The 22,653-nt window shown below is 44.1% G+C and carries 19 protein-coding genes; 14 read left to right on the forward strand and 5 right to left on the reverse strand.

Annotated elements, in window-relative coordinates; translation table 11 throughout:
* The first annotated feature begins 80 nt into the window (after positions 1 to 80).
* From DXN04_RS10285 to DXN04_RS10320, 8 genes are all read left to right on the forward strand, one after another.
* Positions 81 to 2,420, forward strand: coding sequence for an ABC transporter permease (locus tag DXN04_RS10285; protein WP_116853233.1), 2,340 nt, complete (start codon positions 81 to 83; stop codon positions 2,418 to 2,420).
* 10 nt (positions 2,421 to 2,430) lie between these two features.
* Positions 2,431 to 4,845: an ABC transporter permease gene (locus DXN04_RS10290; protein WP_116853234.1), complete on the forward strand. Its 2,415-nt coding sequence runs from the start codon at positions 2,431 to 2,433 to the stop codon at positions 4,843 to 4,845.
* A 3-nt stretch (positions 4,846 to 4,848) separates the two neighbouring features.
* Positions 4,849 to 5,511, forward strand: a complete 663-nt coding sequence (locus DXN04_RS10295; protein ID WP_116853235.1) for an ABC transporter ATP-binding protein — start codon at positions 4,849 to 4,851, stop codon at positions 5,509 to 5,511.
* A gap of 178 nt (positions 5,512 to 5,689) precedes the next feature.
* A complete protein-coding gene (locus DXN04_RS10300; RefSeq protein ID WP_158568950.1) occupies positions 5,690 to 7,147 on the forward strand; it encodes a TolC family protein in 1,458 nt (485 codons plus the stop codon).
* A gap of 38 nt (positions 7,148 to 7,185) precedes the next feature.
* Positions 7,186 to 8,493 carry an efflux RND transporter periplasmic adaptor subunit gene (locus tag DXN04_RS10305; RefSeq protein ID WP_116853237.1) on the forward strand — a complete coding sequence of 436 codons (1,308 nt, stop codon included), beginning with the start codon at positions 7,186 to 7,188 and terminating at the stop codon, positions 8,491 to 8,493.
* 371 nt (positions 8,494 to 8,864) lie between these two features.
* On the forward strand, positions 8,865 to 9,140 hold the full coding sequence (locus DXN04_RS10310; protein WP_116853238.1) for a hypothetical protein: 276 nt from the start codon (positions 8,865 to 8,867) through the stop codon (positions 9,138 to 9,140).
* Positions 9,141 to 9,224: 84 nt separating this feature from the next.
* Positions 9,225 to 11,261, forward strand: a complete 2,037-nt coding sequence (locus DXN04_RS10315) for a glycoside hydrolase domain-containing protein (RefSeq protein ID WP_116853239.1) — start codon at positions 9,225 to 9,227, stop codon at positions 11,259 to 11,261.
* 81 nt (positions 11,262 to 11,342) lie between these two features.
* Complete coding sequence (locus DXN04_RS10320; RefSeq protein WP_116853240.1) at positions 11,343 to 12,347, forward strand: NAD(P)H-dependent glycerol-3-phosphate dehydrogenase; 1,005 nt, start codon at positions 11,343 to 11,345, stop codon at positions 12,345 to 12,347.
* On the opposite strand, the gene DXN04_RS10325 is transcribed toward DXN04_RS10320, so the two are convergent.
* Together DXN04_RS10325 and DXN04_RS10330 are read right to left on the reverse strand one after the other, a co-directional pair.
* Complete coding sequence (locus tag DXN04_RS10325) at positions 12,340 to 13,653, reverse strand: DEAD/DEAH box helicase (RefSeq protein WP_116853241.1); 1,314 nt, start codon at positions 13,651 to 13,653, stop codon at positions 12,340 to 12,342. The two genes, DXN04_RS10320 and DXN04_RS10325, sit on opposite strands and share 8 nt — an antisense overlap.
* 39 nt (positions 13,654 to 13,692) lie before the next feature.
* Positions 13,693 to 13,932: a hypothetical protein gene (locus DXN04_RS10330; RefSeq protein WP_116853242.1), complete on the reverse strand. Its 240-nt coding sequence runs from the start codon at positions 13,930 to 13,932 to the stop codon at positions 13,693 to 13,695.
* A 611-nt stretch (positions 13,933 to 14,543) separates the two neighbouring features.
* Here DXN04_RS10330 and DXN04_RS10335 point away from each other — a divergent pair.
* The 3 genes from DXN04_RS10335 to DXN04_RS10345 all read left to right on the forward strand — a co-directional run bounded on the left by DXN04_RS10335 (position 14,544) and on the right by DXN04_RS10345 (position 17,092).
* Positions 14,544 to 14,972, forward strand: coding sequence for a response regulator (locus DXN04_RS10335; protein WP_116853243.1), 429 nt, complete (start codon positions 14,544 to 14,546; stop codon positions 14,970 to 14,972).
* A 70-nt stretch (positions 14,973 to 15,042) separates the two neighbouring features.
* Positions 15,043 to 16,515, forward strand: coding sequence for a sigma-54-dependent transcriptional regulator (locus DXN04_RS10340; RefSeq protein ID WP_116853244.1), 1,473 nt, complete (start codon positions 15,043 to 15,045; stop codon positions 16,513 to 16,515).
* Positions 16,516 to 16,630: 115 nt separating this feature from the next.
* Positions 16,631 to 17,092 carry a low affinity iron permease family protein gene (locus DXN04_RS10345; RefSeq protein WP_116853245.1) on the forward strand — a complete coding sequence of 154 codons (462 nt, stop codon included), beginning with the start codon at positions 16,631 to 16,633 and terminating at the stop codon, positions 17,090 to 17,092.
* Between the two features lie 38 nt (positions 17,093 to 17,130).
* On the opposite strand, the gene DXN04_RS10350 is transcribed toward DXN04_RS10345, so the two are convergent.
* The 3 genes from DXN04_RS10350 to DXN04_RS10360 are packed head-to-tail and all read right to left on the reverse strand — an operon-like array spanning position 17,131 to position 20,329.
* The gene (locus DXN04_RS10350; RefSeq protein ID WP_116853246.1) at positions 17,131 to 18,564 is read right to left on the reverse strand and encodes a hybrid sensor histidine kinase/response regulator; all 1,434 of its coding nucleotides are present in this window, start codon (positions 18,562 to 18,564) and stop codon (positions 17,131 to 17,133) included.
* A 3-nt stretch (positions 18,565 to 18,567) separates the two neighbouring features.
* Entirely contained in the window at positions 18,568 to 19,023 is a 456-nt protein-coding gene (locus DXN04_RS10355; protein ID WP_116853247.1) for a response regulator, read from the reverse strand.
* Positions 19,010 to 20,329, reverse strand: a complete 1,320-nt coding sequence (locus tag DXN04_RS10360; RefSeq protein WP_158568952.1) for a sensor histidine kinase — start codon at positions 20,327 to 20,329, stop codon at positions 19,010 to 19,012. The genes DXN04_RS10355 and DXN04_RS10360 overlap by 14 nt, the downstream gene beginning before the upstream one ends.
* A gap of 379 nt (positions 20,330 to 20,708) precedes the next feature.
* On the opposite strand from DXN04_RS10360, the gene DXN04_RS10365 reads away from it, so the two are divergent.
* From DXN04_RS10365 to DXN04_RS10375, 3 genes are all read left to right on the forward strand, one after another.
* Positions 20,709 to 20,918 (forward strand): hypothetical protein, encoded by a 210-nt coding sequence (locus DXN04_RS10365; protein ID WP_116853249.1) that lies wholly within the window; start codon positions 20,709 to 20,711, stop codon positions 20,916 to 20,918.
* 20 nt (positions 20,919 to 20,938) lie between these two features.
* Positions 20,939 to 21,502 carry a YciE/YciF ferroxidase family protein gene (locus DXN04_RS10370; RefSeq protein WP_116853250.1) on the forward strand — a complete coding sequence of 188 codons (564 nt, stop codon included), beginning with the start codon at positions 20,939 to 20,941 and terminating at the stop codon, positions 21,500 to 21,502.
* A gap of 88 nt (positions 21,503 to 21,590) precedes the next feature.
* Entirely contained in the window at positions 21,591 to 22,640 is a 1,050-nt protein-coding gene (locus tag DXN04_RS10375; RefSeq protein WP_116853251.1) for a DNA topoisomerase IB, read from the forward strand.
* The last annotated feature ends 13 nt before the right edge of the window (positions 22,641 to 22,653 follow it).

Genomic DNA, 22,653 nt, shown 5'->3' on the forward strand with positions numbered 1-22,653 from the left:
AAATGACAAGTTCAAAATGAAACCTGGGCCGGTTTTAACCAGCCCTTCCTTTTTACTAACCAAATTTTAAATCGGTTGTTATGATTAAGAGTTACATCAGGATCGCGTTGCGCAACCTATGGCGTAATAAGTTATTTTCTGCGATCAATATTGGTGGGTTGGCAATAGGTATGGCGATAAGTTTTATGCTTATACTGTATGTACTCTTCCAATTTAGTTTTGATAAGTTTCATGCCAATACAGATAACATTTACCAGGTAGTGACAGCCGATGCCGGTGTATGGACTACACCAGCGCCCCTGGCGGCTGCGCTGGAAAGAACGGTACCTGGAATTAAAACTACTGCCCGGTCCAGCTATTTTTTTGACCACCTGCTGCTGGCAGGAGAAACGGGGGTTAAGTTGAAGGGTGGCTATGTTGATCCACAATACCTGGATATTTTTAGCTTTCCTGTCATGAATGGGAATCAAAAACCATTGCATGAGAAAAATGAAATAGTGCTGACAGTGAGTACAGCCCATAAATTGTTCAGGGATGGAAATCCTATTGGTCAGATTGTAAAGCTGGATGCAGAGGATCCATTGGTAGTAAGTGCGGTAGTGAATGATCCTCCTGCTAATTCTTCAATTCAATTCGATTTCCTCTGTGGCTGGTCATTGTACGAGGCAAAGGAAAGCTGGGTTAAAGAAAATACCTGGGGCAATTTTGGCCTGCATACCTATGTGTTGCTGGACCCTAAAGCGTCGCTTACGGCTGTTCAGCTTAAGGTGAAGCATGTACTGCAACAAGAAGGCGGATCTAAAATGACGACTACCCTGATGCTGCATGCAGCAAAGGATTGGAAGCTATATAATAATATCAAAGATGGGAAGATAATTGGCGGTAATATCGAGACAGTGCGCCTTTTCCTCATATTGGCTCTGGGTATACTGCTCATTGCCTGTGTGAACTTTATGAACCTGAGTACAGCGCAGGCGGAGCGGAGAGCACGTGAAGTAGGGGTGCGGAAAGCGATTGGGGCAAACAGGAGATTACTTATCTGGCAATTCTTTGGAGAGTCGCTGATACTGGTGGTATTGTCTGCAGCATTAGCCCTGTTGTTGCTATGGATCCTGCTGCCTGCATTCAACACCTTTGCAGCCAGTTCTCTGCAGTTAAGTACGGCTCCCATGATTTTCTGGGTGAGTTTACCTTGTTTATTGCTGTTAACCGGTTTGTTGGCGGGTAGTTACCCTGCCTTATATCTTTCTTCTTTCCGCCCTATCCGGGTATTGAAGGGTGGTGTTACTAAGGTAAAAGGCAATTTCCTGTCCAGGCAGGTATTAGTGATATTCCAGTTTGGCCTGGCAGTAGTACTGATCATTACTACAATTGTCATTTACCGCCAGCTATATTTTATCCAGCACAGGCCTATTGGTTATGATCCCAAAGGATTGGTAGATATCCAGCTGGAAGGTAAGTTGTACGAAAACTACGGAGCTTTCAGGAATGCGGTCATTGCTTCTGGTGGGGCTGTGGATGGAACTACCGTGAGCGGTGAGATTACAAATTCCGGGAGTACTACCTGGGGCCTCCAATGGCCGGGAATGGAAGAAGGAGAGGAGAACAAATCCTTTGGTGTAATTGCGACTGCGGCCAACTTTGCCGCTACTTTTAGTATCCCGGTGGTGCAGGGCAGGGACTTTCTCTCTCCAAACGATTCACTGGGGATCATGCTGAATGAAGCTGCGGTAAAGGAAATGCACCTGAAAGACCCATTAGGCCAGGTAATTAATTACAATGGTCAGCAACGTATTATCACCGGGATATTAAAGAACTTTGTCTCAGATATGTCCTATAAGCCAATCGGACCTATGATTTTTACCTACAATACTGACTGGCGGGGACTGATGACTTTTAAACTCAATCCCGCACTTTCTGTGCAGTCATCTATGGATAAGCTGGAGAAAGTATATCGTGAAATGAATCCTGATTATCCATTCAATTACACATTTGTCGACGATAGTTATCAAAAGAAATATGATAATGAAAAGTTCCTGGGCAGGGCTATCAACATCTTTGCTTCGCTGGCCATTATTATCAGTTGTCTTGGTTTATTAGGCCTTTCTGTATTTGCTGCTGAACAGCGTAAAAAGGAAATAGGTATTCGCAAAGTAATGGGTGCCGGTATTCAACAGGTGATGTTGTTATTGTCTAAAGAATTCCTGAAGCCGGTGTTAATTGCTATAGTCATTGCATCGCCTTTAGCAGCCTATATTATGAACAACTGGTTGCAGCATTATACCTATCGCATCGACATTGAATGGTGGATGTTTGGTATAGCAGGACTGCTGGCTGTATTGATTGCACTTGCTACAGTAAGTATTCAATCCTTCAGGGCTGCTAATTTAAACCCGGTTAAAGCATTGAGATCAGAATAATAACAAGGTTATGTTCTATAACTATATAAAAATAGGATGGCGCAACCTGATGCGTCAAAAAGTTTTTTCCGCGATCAATATCGTAGGCATGACGGTGGCATTCTGTGTTGCTTTCCTGTTAGGTATTGCGGCTTATTTTGAATGGTCTTACGATCAGTTTCATGCAAATAAAAACAGTGTTGTACAGGTCTATACTGCGGAGCGTATGGCTGATGGCAGTGTGCAGCATAACAGTAGTCAGGCAGCACCATTTGGTCCTACTATTGAAAAAGAATGTGCTGCGGTACAATCAAGCAGTCGTTTTGGCTGGGACTATGAGTCGGTGTCATACAAAGATAATTCTTTGGACCTGCATATCACTTTTGTAGATCCATCATTCCTCTCCATGTTCAGTTTTCCTGTGCAGGAAGGAGATAAAAATGCCTTGCAGAAACCCAGTCAGATCCTCATAACCAGGAAGGCTGCGGACAAATTATTTCATGGCGAATCACCCATTGGCAAGCTGGTACAGATCAATATGAATAATCATCTGCAACCATTCACTATTGCGGGGGTGATGGCAGATGTACCACGTAATAGCAGTATTGATTTTGAGGTGCTTTGTAGTTTTCAGAATGTAATAGCAGCGCTGGAAGATCCCAATACCTGGGATAATCAGGCTTACCAGGTTTTTGTACAGCTGCGGCCTCATACTACACCTGCTATGCTGGAGCAGCAAATGAAGGCGGTTGTGCATCGTTACAGAACCAATAAGCTGAACAGCATGAAGGAGAATGGTGTAACGCCTGGTGCAGATGGAGAGCTGTTGTCTATGCGTACTTTGCCGCTGGCAGAGATGCATTTTAGAGAAGAAAGTGGTGCCGGTGGAGACATCAATCCATTTTATCCCTGGATGTTGCTGATCATGGCGTTGTTGATAGTAGGTACTGCCAGCATCAATTTTATCAACCTGAGTATGGGCAGGTCCTTTACCCGGGCAGGGGAGATAGGATTAAGAAAGGCACTGGGAGCTGTACGTACACAACTGATTATGCAGTTTTGGTGTGAAGCGCTGATTGTTTGCAGCATTGCATTTATAGGCAGTCTGGTATTGGGAGCAATGATGCTGCCTTCGTTCAACCGTTTATTCAGTTATCATCTTGACTTTTCCATTTTACTGAATGTAAAATTGATTAGCTGGACGATAGTAGCATTTTTCTTTGTGACGATACTGGCAGGTGGTTATCCTGCCTGGCTGATAGCCCGTACGAACCTGATAGAAGTGCTGAAAGGTAAAATGAGTTTAGGCAAAAGTAGTTTACTGAGAAACACGCTCATTATCGTTCAATTTGTAGTGGCGGTATTGCTCATCAGTTCTACGGCTGTGTTATGGCAGCAACTGAATTACCTGCGTACCCGTCCAATGGGTTTTGATACAGCGCAGGTGATCAGCATACCTGTGACAGGCAATGTAGATGCCAGCAGGGTATTGGCACGTATGCAACAGCGGCTGGATGGAAATTCACATATCATTTCCAGCACGGCATCGTTTATGAATCTGGGGACTGGTCTGGCAGGAGGAGAATCAACATGGAAAGTAGGCTTTGATTTCAATGGTCATGAGGCAAAGACGGTATGGGTACCGGTGGAATACGATTATTTAAAGACCCTGGGTCTGAGGCTGGTGGCAGGAAGAGATTTCTCCCGGTCATATGGAGCAGACTCAAATACGGTGATCATAAACCAAAAGCTGGCAGCTTCGCTGGATGGGGGAAAGGATGTGATAGGGCAGCATTTCGAATTTGACGGGCAGCAGATACAGATCATCGGCATCGTAAAAGATTTTAACTTTAAATCCCTGCGCCAGGGTATTGGGCCGTTGGCACTGAAGCTGACACCATCATTGCAGGCAGCCGCTGTATTTGTAAAAGTGAAACCCACAGACCTGCCTGGTGCTATGGCTACCGTGGAAAAGGCATGGAAGGAAGTAGTGCCGCAAGGGGACTTTAGAGGTTCATTCCTGAATGAGAATGTAAACCGGATGTACATCGCCGAAGCAAGGTTAGCTACCATTATTGTTTGTAGTGCAATACTGGCTATCCTTATCTCCTGTATGGGTCTGTTCGCGGTAGCTGTACTGGTGATAGGGCAGCGCAACAGGGAGATTGGAATCCGCAAGGTAATGGGGGCATCTGTAAGCAGCATTGTTACCCTGCTGTCAGCAGGATTTCTGAAGCTGGTGGTCATTGCCATTGTGATTGCTACACCTATAGCCTGGTATATCATGAGCACCTGGCTACAGCATTTTGCATACCGCATCCAGATTCAGTGGTGGTTATTTGTCCTGGTTGGACTGGCGGCGCTCATTATAGCATTTTTTACTATCAGTATACAAACGATCAGAACAGCATTCATGAATCCCGTAAAATCGATCAAAACAGCATAAATAATGATACAGCTAAAGCACATTTCAAAATATTATCCCGTAGGATTTGGCAAAAATGAAATATTGAAAGATATTGACCTCACAATATTTGAAGGGGAGTTTGTATCCATTATGGGGCCTTCCGGTTCAGGGAAATCCACCTTACTGCATATCCTTGGCCTATTGGAGGAACCTTCACAGGGAGAATACTTATTCGAAGGGGAGCCGGTACACAAGATGAATGAAAAGAAGCGAACCCAATTGCACCGTGGCTCTATCGGATTTGTGTTTCAGGCTTACCACCTGATAGATGAATTGACGGTTTATGAAAATATAGAAACACCACTTTTATATAAGAACATTCCTTCAGCAGAAAGAAAGAGCCGTGTGGCGGATGTACTTGACAGGTTTAATATTGTAGCAAAGAAGGACCTGTTTCCCAATCAGCTCTCCGGCGGACAGCAGCAACTGGTAGGTATAGCCCGCGCTATCGTAGCCGAACCCAGGGTGATACTGGCCGATGAACCTACGGGGAACCTACATTCTGACCAGGCAAAGGAGATCATGGAATTGTTCAGGCAATTGAACCAAAGAGACAAGATCACCATTATACAGGTTACACACTCCGAGTTAAACGCAACCTACGGTCAGCGAATTATACAAATCCGCGACGGGAAAATCGCATAATTGGGAGTTAATAATTTAATAATCCGGCGTTTAAAGTCTCTTGGGTGCAGCAGAACAGCCGTTTTGCCAGTTGCGGACTTTGAACGCCGGTTTTTTGTACACTGGAGGGAATGTTTTTAAGGCTTTTATAAAGAAAATGTTTATGTTATCATTACAATTATTATATTTTTGGAATGTCATGAAATTATCCAAGTACCCGGGATGTATCCTGGCAATTTGTTTGTTGTTTGCTAACATTGTAGCAACTAAAGCACAGGACACCTGGAGCCTTCAGCGTTCCGTTGATTATGCCCTTGCGAATAACATAGATATCAGGCAGCAGTCCGTTCAGAAAAGACTGGCTGAGCTGACGCTGCACCAGAGCAAGATGGCGCGGATACCTACCCTGAACGGGTCTGTAAATGGAAGTTATGCAAGTGGACGAAATGTTGATCCGATTACGAACTCTTTCATTACTACATCTTATGCGTCCTATACGGGTGCACTTTCTGCAGGTGCAAACATTTTCAATTTCTTCTACCAGCAGAACACCATTGCCTCTAATAAGTATAATTATCAGGCACAAGATAAGTTGTTAGAAAAAGCCAGAAACGATGTTGCCTTTAATATTGCGACTGCGTTTCTGCAGATTCTGCTGAATACAGAGCAGGTGCATATAAGCGAGGTACAGGTTAAGCTTACCATGGATAATTTGGCTAATACCAAAAAACTGGTGATAGCGGGGTCTGTACCGGAAAGTAACCAGGCGGACCTGGAAGCACAGCTGGCTACGGATAGCGTGACCCTGGTAAATGCCCAGAATCAGGTTATACAGTCAACGTTGCAAATGAAGGCCCTGCTGAATCTGAGTTTTGACCAGCCTTATGTACCTCAGATCCCGGATAATATTGGAGAGATCCCTTTACCAAGACTGGATGAAGTAGATCCGGAAATGGTTTACAGCGCGGCGAATAACAATAACCCGCTGATAAAGGCGGATCAGTTATTGATTAAATCCAGTGAGAGATCTTATGCTGCCTATAGGGCGCAGATGTATCCCACGCTGAGTGTTTCAGGGCAGGCATATAGTGGATTTGCGACCAGTGCAAAAAATACAGAGATAGTTTCCATAAAGAATGTGTCTGACGAGACGATTGGTACAGTGGTTACAAGTACAGGAACCTACAATGTAACTAATAAAGTGTACGAATACAATACGAAATCTACTACTATTCCATTTAAGGACCAGGTCAGTAATAACTTTAAGCAAACACTTGGTGTATCGCTCAATATTCCGATCCTGAATGGCTGGACTTATCGTACAAATGCCCAGAAGGCAAAGCTGAATATCGAATCCCAGAAGCTGACGATGGAAAAGGATAATCAGAAGCTGCGTCAGGATATTTATACTGCCCATGCCAATGCTGTATCTGCTTTACAGAAGTATTATGCTGCATCCAGAGGGGTAGATGCATCCCAGAAGGCCTATGATTTTGCCACTAAACGATTTGATCTGGGTTTAATGAATACGATTGACTATATTACTACACAAAGCAAATTGTTCAATGCGCAGATCAATAAGGTTTCCGCGCAATACGACTATATATTTAAAATGAAGCTTCTGGAGTTTTACAGGGATCAAAAAATAGCGCTGTAGCAAGGCGGATCCCGCTCCTTTTTGAAATACACCGGCATATGAAGAAAAAAAGAAAAAAGACACTAGTCTGGGTACTTGTCATTGTTTTCCTGCTTATTATTTGTATCTGGGCAATGGTTGCCAGCAAGAAATCTGATGGTATTAAGGTTGCAACAGAGGCAGCCGGATACAAAGACATTATAGAAGTAGTGTCTGCCAACGGAAAGGTTTACCCAGAGACAGAAGTAAAAGTAAGTTCTGACGTATCCGGTGAAATTGTTGACCTCCCGGTCATAGAAGGAGATTCCGTAAGAAAAGGCCAGGTACTGGTAAAGATCTATGCGGATGTATATGGCTCTATGAGGGACAAAGCCAATGCCGCCCTCAGCCAGGCACAGGCACAGCAGGCCAACAGTTCAGCAGCACTGGCTGCCTATAAAGCGAAGCTGGATCAGAATAAGCTGGCTTATGACCGTAATAAGGAATTGTTTGCCCAGAAGGTGGTATCCCGCAGTGAATTTGAAACAGCAGAAGGTACCTATCGCTCGGCACTGGCAGATTACAATGCTGCTGTAGAACAGGTGAACAGTAATCGTTTTGCTGTGGCCAGCGCCCGTGCAGGTCTTACAGAAGCCAATACAAACCTGAACAGAACCACTATTGTAGCTCCTATGAATGGCATCGTATCCCTGCTGCCAATGAAGAAAGGAGAACGTGTGGTAGGTACTGCCCAGATGACCGGTACAGAGATCATGCGTATTGCAGATCTGAATACGATGGAAGTACAGGTGGATGTAGGTGAAAACGATATTCCCCGTGTAAAATATAATGATACTGCCATCATAGAGGTAGATGCCTACAATAACCGTAAGTTCAAAGGTATCGTGACCCAGATAGCCAGTTCCAGCAAGAATGCTGCTACCAGCACCTCCACTACAACATCTTCCGCAGACCAGGTTACAAATTATGTAGTGCACATCCGCATTCTGCAGGAGAGCTACAAGGACCTGATCACTGGTAATAAACCTTATCCTTTCCGCCCGGGAATGAGTGCTTCAGTTGATATTCAGACCCAGCGCAAGAACCATGTACTTTCTGTACCTATTAATGCTGTTACGAAGGAGAGAGGAGAGGATGCAAAAGATAACAACGAAGTAGTGTTCATGTTGCAACCCAATAAAACGGTTAAACAGGTAAAGGTAACTACCGGGGTGCAGGATAATGACTATATAGAAATCTTATCAGGCCTGAAACAGGGAGAGGCTGTGGTGACAGCACCTTATTCTGCTATTTCGAAAGACCTCGGAAATGATAAGAAAGTGAAGGTGGTGCCTAAGAAAGATCTTTTTGAAAGTACCGGTAACTAATAGCCAGGTCTAACTTTTTATATGAAACGCTTCTGTTTAATTGGCAGAAGCGTTTTTGTTTTTCTTAACAATTACTGGTCGGATCTTTGCGAAAATGTTATAACATATCAATTACCTGAGTCTACAATTGTTCCACTAATATTTAAACATCATAAGCAAAGGAGGGAAGTAAGTTCAGTAATGGTATTTACAAAGTGATTGAAGGTAATTCATAAACATATTATAAACGGAAACTATAGTATTGGGCGTATTCACTTGTTGGGTATGCCCATTACATTTTTACCTGACGATGTCATGAAAAACTTAACATTGCCCAATGTTAATTTAACATTAATTTTATGTTATCACATTAAGCAAATATTTAAGAGGTTATGTCAAGTAACAAAACGCCCAAAGCTGGTAAATCCGCCAGCAAAGATGCCCGCCATGATATAGAGAAAAAGTTGGATTTACTGCTCGTTGATCTGAAGAAAGACCTGGGAGACACAAAGTTCAAAAGCCGAATCAAGAAGGCTGCTAAGTTGTTAAGTAAAGGTATCGGGAAAGCAAAGAAAAACGCCGTAAGCGCCAAAAAGAAAACTAAACCAGCGAAAGCTGTTAAGACCAAAAAAACGACAGCAGCTCCTGCACCGGTAGCAGCTGAATAGGTAACATAAGTTTGTTACGACGCCCACTTATACAGTACTTGCTGGTATATGTGGGCGTTCTGGTATATATTTAGGCCTTTTAGTATGAAAAGGCTTGTCATATATTTCCTGAGCCTCCTGCCTGTGGCGGCAGCGGGCCAGCAAAGCAGTCAGGTGAATGTATTCCTTGGCTCATCCGGAGACCATGGGCAGATGTCCCCCGCAGCATCCTATCCCTTTAGCATGCTTAGCATTGGCCCGGAAACCTATCCATCTACCCACACAGGATATGAGTATCTCGCAAAAGAATTTCTGGGATTTACGCACAACCGTATGGAAGGTGTAGGCTGCCAGGGGTGTGGTGGTAACCTGCTGGTGCGCCCTTTCCTGGGAGATGGTCCTGCCAAAGCGGACCTGATAAAGGCTACAGAGAAAGCTTCGCCAGGATATTATGCAGTGGCTTTTGAGAATGGAATCGGTGCCTCCTTTACCGTTTATAAAAATGCAGGCTTACACCAGTACCAGTTTCCTGCGGGGAAAAAAGGCCTGTTCATCGATCTTGGTTTTGCGCATGTAGGCCGCTTTGTGGCTGAGCAGCATACTATCAGTGGCAATGCGGTAAGTGGATGGATTGAATCCCGCACTACCTGTAGTGCAGGCATCTACCGCATTTATTATTACCTGGAAGCCGGGCAGCCTGTAAGCTGGGATTCAACAGCGAATCACCAGTTGATTGCGCGTGTAGGCAACGATACAAAGTTGCTGAATGTCAGAGTTGCTCTCTCTTCAGTAGGTGAATCGTATGCAAAAGCGGCGATCAACAACGGTAATTTTGAAACCCTGAAAGCGGCCAGTGATAAGGACTGGAATGCAATGCTGGGGCACATCAAAGTGAAGGGTGATCCAGCCCGTGAGAAACTGTTTTATTCTTTATTCTATCGTTCTATGCAATCTCCTTATGTGGTATCAGAGCCGGATGGGAGTTATGCTGCGACGGATGGTACCCTGCAAAAAACTGGCAGCAAAATTTACAATGGCTGGGCCATCTGGGATAATTACCGGGCACAGTTACCGTTGTTGTCTATTGCATTTCCGGGAGAGTACCAGGATATGATGACATCCATCGCAGGCCTGTATGCACATGGTAAAAAAGACATGGCTACCTTGCATGAACCAAGTATCACTGTTCGTACAGAACATGCGGAAGTAGTACTGCTGGATGCTTATCGCAAAGGATATAAAGTTGATTTTAAAACCATCGCCGATTCGCTGGAAAAAGAGGCTGCAAATTTAGATTTTGCACATCCTGATAAGGCTCTGGAATCTTCCTATGATCTTTGGGCGCTGTCGGGGATCTTCAATGCGTTGAAGGATCAGCAAAAGGCCACTCTCTATCGCGACAGGGCTGCTAACTACAAACAATACTGGACCAAAGATTTTCAGGACCTGAGCCGTCGCGATGTAGACCAGATGCAGGCGAGAGGATTATACCAGGGTACCATCTGGCAGTATCGCTGGTTTGTGCCTTTTGACATCAAAGGCCTGATTGAATTGTGTGGAGGCGAAGCTAAATACATTGCTCAACTGGATGAATTCTTTGGTCACGATTATTACAATCATACCAATCAGCCGGATCTGCAGGCACCTTTCCAGTATAATATGACGGCAGAGCCATGGAAATCTCAGGCACTGGTACATAAGATTGCGGTAGATACGATGATTCAGCATTACTTCAATGACAATAGCAGGGGCATTGGGTCTGAAATAGATGTGATCTATAAAAATCAGCCTGCTGCCTATGCGAGAACGATGGATGATGATGCTGGTACAATGTCTTCCTGGTTTGTATTGGTATCAGCCGGTATATTCCCTGCCTGTATCGGAGAGCCGGTGTATTACCTGAATGTGCCGTTGTTTGAATCTGTGGAGTGGGAGTGGAATGGTGGAAAGAAATTCCATGTGCAGGTAAAGAATTTCGCTGACAAAAACGTGTATATACAACAGGTATTGCTGAATGGAAAGCCGCTGGATCGGAACTGGATCACCCAGGATGAGATTACAAAGGGAGGGGAACTCACCATTGTAGCAGGTGATAAACCCAATGAAAAACAAGGAGTAAGGAATATTTACCTCACTAAATAATCACAAAAAAACGCTTTTGCCCCCCGCAAAAGCGTTTTTTTATTGCAGGTTCACGTACTTTGCAGAAAATTGGATACAGGGATGAAAGCAGGTATTATTGGTAGCGGTAGCTGGGCTACAGCCATGGCCAAAATCTTAACCGACAATGGCAAACAGATCAACTGGTGGATCAGGAGTGAAGAGACGATCCGTTACATGCAGCAACGCCACCACAATAAGCATTATCTCACATCTGTATACTTTGATACGAATCTGATACAGTTGAGTAATGATCTGGCTGCTGTAGTAGCTGCCAGTGATGTACTGGTACTGGCGGTGCCTTCTGCTTTCCTGGAAGAAGTGCTTTTACAGCTACCTACCGATGCACTGCAGGGAAAAAAGATTATCAACGCTATCAAGGGCCTGGTACCTGGAGCCAACCAACTCATCAACGAATACCTGGAAGATATCTTCAGTCTTCCTTTAGATCAATACTTTACCATCACTGGTCCCTGTCATGCAGAAGAAGTGGCCAATGAAAAACTCTCTTACCTTACTTTTTCCGGGCTGGAAGAGGATGCTGCACAGCAAATGGCGGATCTGTTTAGCAATAGTTATTTGCAGACTATTGTAAACAAAGATGTGATTGGGGTGCAACTGGCGGCGGTATTGAAGAATATCTATGCCTTGGGTGCAGGAATTGCTCATGGACTGGATTATGGCGACAACTTCCTGAGTGTATACATCACGAACTGCTTCAGAGAGATGCAGCAGTTCCTGGAGACCTACAGCCAGCATCATACAGAAACTCTAACTGAGCATAACTACAATGCCAGCGCTTACCTGGGCGATCTGTTGGTGACCTGCTACAGTCTCCATAGCCGTAACCGTACTTTTGGCAATATGATAGGCAAGGGATACAGCGTGAAGTCTGCTCAGCTGGAGCTGAACATGATTGCCGAGGGGTATTATGCCAGTAAGTGTCTGAAAGAAATGAATGAGCAGGTAGGGGCGTATATGCCGGTAGCGCAGGCGGTGTTTTCCATATTATGGCAGCACCAGAATGCTGCGGAAGCATTTCTGGCGCTGGAAAAAGGCTTTATTTAGCCACATTTATTTTCACTTTCTTATTCTTGATCTTTTGGTTTTGAATGAGGTTCAGCACATGGCTGGCCTTGCTCTTGCGTACTGCCACAAAAGAGTAGAAATCTTTCACTTCAATTAAGCCGATATCTTCTTTCTTGAGCTCACCCCTGTTGCTCAGGAAGCCTACGATATCGATTTTGTTCACTTTATCCTTTTTGCCGGCACCTATAAAGAAGGTGGTCCATTTTGGCTTTTCAGGAATCTCATAATCGCCTTCTACATCAATCAGCTCTACCTCTTCAGAGATATAATCAGGCAGGTGCTCTTCCGGACCGATAATGAGGATAGCGGTACCGCTGGCATCCATCCTGGCTGTACGGCCGTTTCTATGGGTGAAAATAGCTTCTGTGGTGGGCAGGTGATAGTGAATGATGTAACGGATATTAGGTATATCCAGTCCTCTTGCTGCCAGGTCGGTAGTAACGAGGAGGTTGGAAGAGCCGTTTCTAAACTTGGCGAGGGCGGCTTCTCTTTCATTTTGCTCCATAGCGCCATGGTAGAATACGCTTACGAGTCCTTTATCTTTCAGCAGGGAGTTAGTGCGTTCTACGGCTTCGCGATGGTTGCAGAAGATAATGGTGGAGCGGTTACCCAGCTTGCATACCAGCTGAAACGCGGTATCCAGTTTATCCTTGTCGGGACTTTCGACATACTTGATGGCGAGAGCAGGTGCGGGTTCTCCGCTCAGGTAATCCAGTGTAACCGGGTTATCCATTTTTACAAATTCCGGTATCTCTACAGTATCGGTAGCGGAGGTGAGCAGGCGTTTTTTCAGTCCGGTGAGGGAATTGAGAATAAATTCCAGTTCATCTACAAAGCCCAGTTCCAGTGATTTATCGAACTCGTCCAGCACCAGCATCCTGATGGTGTCGGTTTTTATATTTTCCCTGCGGATGTGGTCACCAAGTCTGCCGGGGGTACCAACGATGAGGGCCGGCGCTTCCTGGAGGTTATTTTCTTCTGTTTCTCTCTTATGGCCGCCGTAGCAACAGGTGATTTTAACACCTGTACGCATGTTTTTCCACACAGTTTCTATCTGAAGGGCCAGTTCTCTGGAGGGCACGACGATCAGGGCCTGGGTACCGGGTGCTGTTTTGTCCAGCGATTCCAGTACAGGAATTAAGAAGCCCAGGGTCTTTCCGGAGCCGGTGTCAGAGAGGAGGATGACATTGTCTGCTTCCTGATTTGCTTTGATAGATGCCTCTTGCATCTCATTCAGCGCGTCGATCTGGAGCGCAGAGAGGATATTTTCGTATACGTTTTGCATTGCCGGGCAAAAGTACGGGAGTTCTGTAAGTTATTCAAACTACTGGGCAGAAGGTTCGGGACCAAAGTAGTTCCGGATCATCCATTCAATATGTTCGGAGAGGCCGGCTTCTGTAATAACAGGGCCTGCCAGCTGTAGAAGTGTGTTGTCTTTCCCAAAAGTATATTCAAGCACTGCTTCCTTCATAACTACCAGGTACTTTTTTTCTTTTGCTTTTTTACGCAGGGAGATTTTCCTGCTGACCCCGTTGACTGTAATACTACAAGCAAGCGTGCGCATGTGGTGATGGAGTTTAAGATGAATAAAGAATAATGGTTTCCACAGAATACCTGATAGCGTTTGCCTGGCTATTCGATAGCCAGGCATCGCTCAAGAACCTGTTAATAAAATGTACTTAAAATTGATGATGAGCCTGCTCTCCGGCAGGTTGTCTGATTTAGCTTTTCGTCGTCTGGGTCAAATGTAGGGTCTTGATCGGAAAAATATGTGAACGCCATGTTAATGAAAAAAAATAGTCGATCGCATAAAAAAAAGATTGTCCCGGGTTAGCGCCCGGGACAATAAACTAAAACAACAGCTATGAATGAAAAAAATGTTATGCTTCACGGATAAAGGTTTCAATTACCATACCATGCACTTCTTTGAGAGATTCCACACTTCTCCGGTTGGGATTGTGGTCATAGGGAATCAGGAATTGTGGAAATAATTCCACACTTTTGTATATAAAATCTTGTAGAAGCTGCCACAGGCATAATGGATTGATATTTGAAACTAATAAAGGGAGAAAAATGGAGTGAAATACGATGAAGCTGCTAGTTGAAATGTGATATAGAACGAAGAAAAGCCTTCTATTTTTTGATAATCAATTTATTAATGGAACAAGTGTAAGCATGGCACAGCATATTAAACCGGATGTGGGACCCCCATCCGACACAGTATATACGCACGAGGGGATGAACAAATCATTTATTCTGATTATTGACGATGAACCGGACATCTGCAAACTGTTACAGTTGAGTCTTGTTAAACATGGATATAATGTAAAATATGTGCATTCACTCACAGAGGGAACGCAGTATTTGCAACAGCAACAACCGGATTTGCTTTTTCTTGACATTCATCTGCCAGATGGATCGGGATTAGAAGCGCTTCCGGCTATCAAGAAAAAATGCCCGGCATTGCCAGTTGTTACCATCAGTGCATATGATAATGGTATGGAAAAACAGAAAGCATTGAAGGCTGGTGCCAGTTACTTCCTCGCGAAACCATTCAATGTAAAAAGTCTGGATGAGCTGATGAGTAACATGTTAAGCAGATAGTGCGTTGCGATGAAAGGTATTAATTAGTAAATTTAAAAAAGCTGTTGTTCTAACACCACATATAACTTTTATGAGAAATATTCTGATTATAGACGATGAGATCAATATTTGTACACTGCTTAGTAAATTTCTGGGCAAACACGGTTTCAAAGTAGATACTACTATGAGCGGTGCTACGGCCCTGAAAATGATGAAGGAGAAAACATTTGATCTGGTGTTGTGTGACTATCGTTTAAAGGATACAGATGGTGCTCAGTTATTACAGGATATATTGCAAATCAATCCCCGTACAATCGTGATTATTATCACTGGTTATACTGATGTAAGGGTTGCAGTAGATATGGTGAAGAATGGTGCTTATGATTATTTATCAAAACCATTGTATCCGGACGAGATCCTCAACCTTGTACATAAAGCTTTCGCGCACATGGATTCCGAACGTGAAAGGGAATCTTCCATGCCTGCCAGAACTTACAATGGCAGCGTAGGTGAAAGGCCTGCTGTTGCGGCTACATCATCCGACGAGCCAAATGGTGAGATGCTGGATAAAAGCAATAAATACGTATATGGTGAAAGTGGCGGCGCCCGCGAGCTGATTCGTCAGATCAAACTGGTAGCACCTACAGATTATAGTACTATCATATTTGGTGAGACAGGTACGGGTAAAGAATCAGTTGCCCACCTCATTCACCACCATAGTAAACGTCATTCACAGCCATTTGTGGCGCTGGACTGCGGAAGTCTTTCCAAAGAACTTGCCGCGAGTGAACTGTTTGGTCATGAAAAAGGTGCATTTACCGGTGCGATTAATACCAAGATCGGTGCTTTTGAACAGGCCCATGGTGGTACACTCTTCCTGGATGAAGTGGCCAATCTTTCTTACGATATACAGGTAGCCCTGCTGCGCGTGATCCAGGAAAAAGTGATTCGTCGTGTAGGAAATCTGAAAGAGATTCCGATCGATGTGCGCATCATTGTGGCAAGTAATGAGAAACTGTCTGAATCTGTACAGAAAGGACGTTTCCGTGAAGATCTCTTCCATCGCTTCAACGAGTTCACTATTTACATTCCGCCATTGCGTGAAAGAGTGGAAGATCTGCCTTTATTCGTAGATGCCTTTATGCGCCAGGTAGAAAGAGAACTGCAAAAGAACTGTGGTAAGATCACGCACGAAGTGTGGGAATGTTTCAACCGTTACAACTGGCCGGGTAATATCCGCGAACTGAAAAACGTAATTCGCCGTGCCTGCCTGTTGACACCGGAACATGAAGACATCACCCTGTCTACATTGCCGCTGGAAATGAAAGAATCATTCTCCCAACAACCATCTTATGAAGAAGATCATCAGGTGAATATGTCAGGCGAACTGATTTCAATAACCAACGAAAATGATCTGAAAACAGTGGCATTGCAGGCTGAATACAATAAGATCATCAATGTACTGAAAGAGGTAAAATATAATAAAACTAAGGCAGCACAGCTGTTGAATATTGACAGGAAAACGCTGTACAACAAGCTGCGCTTACTGAACATAAATTATTAATTTATTGATCAATATAGTGTTTGTTTATAGTTTATTGTGGGGCGCTTTATAGCGCCCCTTTTTTATTGTCAACAGGTATATTATTTGCCTTTTTATAAGTTATAAATACAACGTCATGAAAGCGCAACAAGGAAACGGAAACTTTTTCGAGAAATTTTCAAGTAAAGTCAGTCATATCACGGGTTCGCCAGGTGCATTCTTCCTGGCGCTGTTAGCGATTATTGTGTGGGGAATTACAGGCCCACTGTTTAACTATTCTGATACATGGCAGCTTGTCATCAATACGGGTACTACCATCATCACTTTTCTCATGGTATTTGTAATTCAGAAGTCACAGAATAAAGATTCCAAGTCTCTTCAGTTAAAACTAAATGAATTAATTGCGGCGAACAAGCAGGCCAGCAACCGCCTTATCGTGGTAGAAGATCTGTCAGAAGAAGAACTGGACACGCTGCATAAATATTATTGCAAGCTGGCGGATGAAACCAAGAAGAGAATGTCGATGAAAGAGTCGCACTCTGTAGAAGAGGCGATTGAAAATACAGATGAGAAATTTGAAGAGGAAGAGAAAAAATAAGGCCGGACAACTATAAAGTCTCCGGCCTTTTTATCTGATTAGTTAGCGGGCAAAACGACCGTAAACACACTACCCCGGTCTATCTCACTTTCTACATGTACGGTTCCTTTGTGGTTCATAATAATATTCTGAGTACTTGTTAATCCCAGGCCGGTGCCTTTCGGTTTGTTCGTAAAGAAGGGGTCAAAGAGCCTCATTTTTGTCTCCTCAGGTATACCCGGGCCATTATCACTTATTGTAATTACAGCTTTGTCTTTCAGGCGTTCTGTATTGATGGTAAGTACTCCTTTGCCGGGTGTCATGGCTTCGATAGCATTGATGATGATGTTGAGTAATGCAATGATTACTTTTTCTTCATCAGCAGGTACCATGATATCAGGATAACTGTAGTCCTTATTAACTTTAATTTCATTCAGCTGCAACCTGTCTTTGGCCAGCAACAGTGCCTTTTCTGTCAGTTCATTCGCGCCATGCGGACGAATGTTCAGTTCTATCATACGGGTAGAGCTGAGCAATTCCGTGATCAGCTGATTGATGCGGGTACAGTTGCGCTCAATGATATCTACGTATACCTGGCTTTCTTCCATGCTCACCGGTTCTCCTTTGAACTGGCTTACCGCCAGCAGGATATTGGTGAGGGGATTTCTTACTTCATGTGCTATGACACGGGCAATACGACCGGTGACAATGAATTTCTGTTGTTGTTGTTTTTCCAGTTCTTCTCTTTTCCGCTCGGTAATATCCTGGGCGATACAAAGGAAGATCTGTTCTGCTTCGTCCAGCATTACAGCGCTGACCATGACATCCAGTTTTTTGCCTTCTTTGGTCACGAAGTTATATTCCGTTTGCAGGCTGCTGTCTTCTCCGCAGATGTGGTCGAAGAAGTGGCGGCTTTGCTCTTCCTGCAGGAAAAGTTGTTTCAGGTTCAGCTGCAGGAATTCTTCCTTGCTGTACAGCAGGGTTCTGATGGCCGCAGGGTTTGCATCAATCACGTTTTTATCGCAATCGGCGAGTATAATCAGGTCATGTGCTTTTTCAAACACACTGAAATATTTCTTTTCTTTCTCTTCGATGGTGCGCAGATGCCTGGCTTCGTCCAGGGCATAACGGATAGAGCGTTCCAGGAGGTCAGCACTGATTTCTCCTTTTACCAGGTAGTCAGAGGCACCGGCCTGCATCGCTTCTTTATCTATGCTGTAATCCCCTTTACCTGTGAGCATGATCACTGGTGCCTTGTATTGCAGCTGCTGGAAGTGGTGCAGGATGTCGATACCTGTATATGGTCCCAGCCGATAATCTACGAGATAGATATCATGTTTTTTACGCTCTATTTCCTCTACGGCTTTTGAGTAGGTGGGAGCCCAGGCCAGATCGTACTGACCGGGAGAGATGTCCTGCAATAACTGGCTTACCAGATAAAAGTCATCTTCATCATCATCGATCATTAGTATGTGAACAGGTTGATCAGTCATTCTTTAAACGTTTGGCAGTTCTGCAATTTCGAACCAATATTTACTTAATACGCTGGTGAATTCTACTAGGCCGGAGTAGGTGACAGGCTTGATAATATAGCTGTTTACGCCGAGTTCGTAGCTGGTGGTAATATCCTTTTCTTCCATAGAGGTAGTCAGAATGATAACAGGGATGCTTTTAAATAAAGTGTCAGCCTTTATCTCCTTTAATGCCTCACGACCATCCTTCTTAGGCATATTGAGGTCCAGCAGTATGATATGTGGAAGCGGGTGTAGCGTTTCATCCGCATACTGCCCACTCCGCTTCAGGTAAAGCAACAATTCTTCTCCGTTTTCAACGAAGTGAATCTCTTGCTGTGTGCTGTTTTCGTCAAAAGCGGCCTTGATCAATTCTCGGTCGTCAGCATCATCATCTGCAATAAGGATGCTAATTTTTCCGGCAGGTTTAATACTGCTCATCCTGATGGGTTTGGGTAAGTGGTAATATGACCATAAAAGTGGCACCCTTACCTGCTTCTCCATAAGCTTTGATATAGCCATGATGACTATCTGTGATTTTTTTACAGATAGCCAGACCAATACCGGTTCCTGAGTATTCACTCATACCATGTAGCCGCTGGAAAAGCAAAAAGATGCGCTCGGCATAGGCGGGTTCAAATCCTATACCATTATCTTCAAATGAGAGCTGGCAGAATGTATCGTCCAGCTGATTTTCTCTAACCGGAATGTCCAGGGCGGCACCTTTTATAATTTTACAACTAACATTGATGACCAGTTCCCGTTCGGGACTGGCAAATTTAATAGCGTTGGTCAGGATATTCTGAAAGAGCTGTTGCAGGGCGGTGGGATGACCTTCTATTACGGGCAGTTCTTCTGTATGAATAGTGCCTTTCTTTTCCTGCAATCGTTCTTCCAGGTCACTGCTCACTTGCTGGAGCAGGGTATTCAGATCTACTTTTACGATAGAATCAGGAGTAATGCGGCCTGCTCTTGAAAAGATGAGCAGATCATTGATCAGGACCCGCATGCGGGTTACTGCAGCACCCATCCGATCCAGCAGCTCATTGGCTTCTGTAGGGAGCAGTGATCCATATTTGATCTGCAGGCGGTCGCTGAAGGTGGAGATTTTACGTAAAGGTTCCTGTAGATCATGACTGGCTACATAGGCGAATTGTTCCAGTTCTTCGTTGGATTTATTCAGCAGACTGATGTTTTGCTGCAGGTCACGCTGGTAAGATTTTAATCTTGATTCAATATGTAATTGCAGGCGATATTCCCTTGTGAGTGTCACATAAGAATAGATGCCTATGAAGATGGCAATGAGAGAGGAGATAAAAATAACGGGTGCCCAGATCATGGAATAGAAGTGCTGCATTTCTGATTGGTTTTGCAGGTGTCCTTCTTCTATTTTCATCATGTCCTGTACTTTCCGGTCTATCTTGTCCATAGATTTTTCACCTTCCTGTACTGAGGAGGTATCTTTTTTAAAGGATCGCCATTTTGTTTCACCGGCAGCCAGTTGTTTGTATTTATTATCCAGCAGATGTTTTAATGTGTCGAGGTGCAGTTGTTGCTGTGGGCTTGCTTTGGTCACCTCCCGCAGGTGCAGGTATTCTTCTTCTATTTTGATGCTCCTTTCCTGCATACTGGGGCGCAGGAAGGCAGTGTCCCTGGTGATGCTAAAACCACGGATGGCAGCTTCCGCATCTTTTACCTGCTTGGTGATTACTTCCAGCCTTTTGGATACTTCAATCGTATGGTTCATCCATCTAGCATTATCAAGCAGGTTCTTAGTGACAATATACGAGCAAACAGAAGCAATGATCATTACAGTAGCAGCTATAAAAAATCCTGCTCTTAGCTTTTTCTGAACCGGGATATGCATAGTAGTTTATTCGACAGCATTCGAATGTACTAAAACTTTCCGGCTTACGTAGCGGAAACAAATTCTACAATATGAAAGTACTTGTCTACAGCATGTGCAGTCGTGGCTGCTGTACAAAATAATATAGCTGTGTACGTTGTTAGTATGCCGCTATAAATGCTTGTGGTAAAGGATTTCGGGCATTGGTGGCTTGCGATTTATACTCAGAAAATGGCAGCGGGAATGAACTTTGTTTTTATTTCTGTAAAAATTAATCACCATGTTACACTATACAATGTTCGCAGGTGATCCGCCTCCTGGAGGCGTACCTGAAAAACAACCTGTACAGCCGCCTCCAACGAACCCAAACCCAGCTCCCGGTCCGGAGATTACTCCTCCGCCATCACCGCAGGGTCCAGAAAGGAACCCGGTTCCGAACGAAGTGCCTGATCACGATACACATCGTACTCCACCTAATCCAAAAGCTTAACACATATAAACTCCAAAATTATGGCAACTACAAAAACTCAATCTAAAAGTAGCACAGCTTCAAAAAAATCTACTTCAAAAGCTGCAATGCCCGAATCTAAATTCCAGAAACTCTTTAATGAAGAATTGAAAGACATTTACTGGGCTGAAAAAAACCTGGTGAAAGCATTGGGTAAAATGGCGAAAGCAGCTACGTCAGAAGAACTGGCCAATGCCATCACTGAACACCAGGAGCAGACTAAGGGTCATGTTGAAAGATTAGAACAAGTATTCGAAATGCTGGGTCAGGCACCAAGAGCTAAAAAATGTGAAGCTATGGAAGGCCTGATCGCAGAAGGTCAGGAAGTAGTAGAAGATACAGAAGAAGATACCGCAGTAAGAGATGCGGGCATCATCATCTGCTCACAGAAAATAGAACACTATGAAATCGCTGCATATGGTAGCCTGCGTACACTCGCACATGTCATGGGCAATGATGATGTAGCTGCTGTATTAGAGCAGACGCTGAATGAAGAAAAGGAAGCAGATAGCCTGCTCACACAGATAGCTGAATCTTCTATCAATGAGGAAGCTTCCGCAGAATAATTTCTTACTAATCATTGAAAACCCTGAGAGGCTCCTGCATTTTAAGTAATGTACGGAGCCTTTTTTAAAGGTTTAAATTTAAGGAGCTATGGACTTAGTCGCAGAAGCAATGGCCACCGCAAAGGCCGTGAAATTAAGATATGTCAGATCAGGTACCCCTGGTTATTCACGTGTGAAAACCAGGAGCGGGTTTTACTACCTGGATCAGGATGGGAACAGGATTACTGATGAAGAAACGCTGCATCGCATCAGAGGATTAGTGCTTCCTCCTGCCTGGCAGGAAGTATGGATTTCTCCTTATGCCAATGGTCACCTGCAGGCCACCGGCATTGATGCTATGGGCAGGAGGCAATACCGCTATCATACCACATGGGCAAAGGTACGCAATGAAACCAAGTACGATCGTCTGCTACATTTTGGGGAGAAACTACCGCAACTGCGCCGCCATATTGATAATGCGCTAAAAAAGAAAACGCTCGACAAAGAGAAAGTCATTGCTATTGCACTCAGTGTAATGCAGGAAACATTGATTCGCGTAGGCAATGTGGCGTATGAAAAATTGTATGGTTCCTACGGTCTTACTACCCTTCGTGATCAACACGTAAAGATCTCCGGCGGCACTGCTTTTTTCAAGTTTAAAGGTAAGAAAGGTGTCATGCACCAGATTACCCTGAAGCATCGCCAGCTCGCCAGGTTATTGCAGAAAGTACGTGATATTCCAGGTCAGGAATTGTTTCAGTATTATGAAGGAGGGGAGCACAAATCACTTGATTCAGGAGACATCAATGAATACCTGAAATTATGGACGGGAGAGGATTTTACCTGTAAGGATTTTCGTACCTGGTCAGGTACATTGCATGCATTGAATTTACTGGCGGACCTGACACCATTTGCGTCGCAGCATGAGTGCAAGCAAAACCTGGTAGGTATCATCGATAGTGTGGCGGGAAAACTGGGAAATACCAGGGCCGTGTGTAAGAAATATTACATTCATCCCCGTCTCGTGGAAGCTTATGAACAATGTAAGCTGGGGCCTTACCTGGATGCATTGAAAGCAGGCAGGGAAAAAGAAGCGAAAGGAGGCTTACACAATGATGAGCGGGTACTGTTGAAATTTATGAAAGAGGGACGATCGTAAGTTACAATCGTCC

The sequence above is a fragment of the Chitinophaga silvisoli genome (assembly GCF_003412465.1).
In the GTDB taxonomy this organism is placed as follows: Bacteria; Bacteroidota; Bacteroidia; order Chitinophagales; family Chitinophagaceae; genus Chitinophaga; species Chitinophaga silvisoli.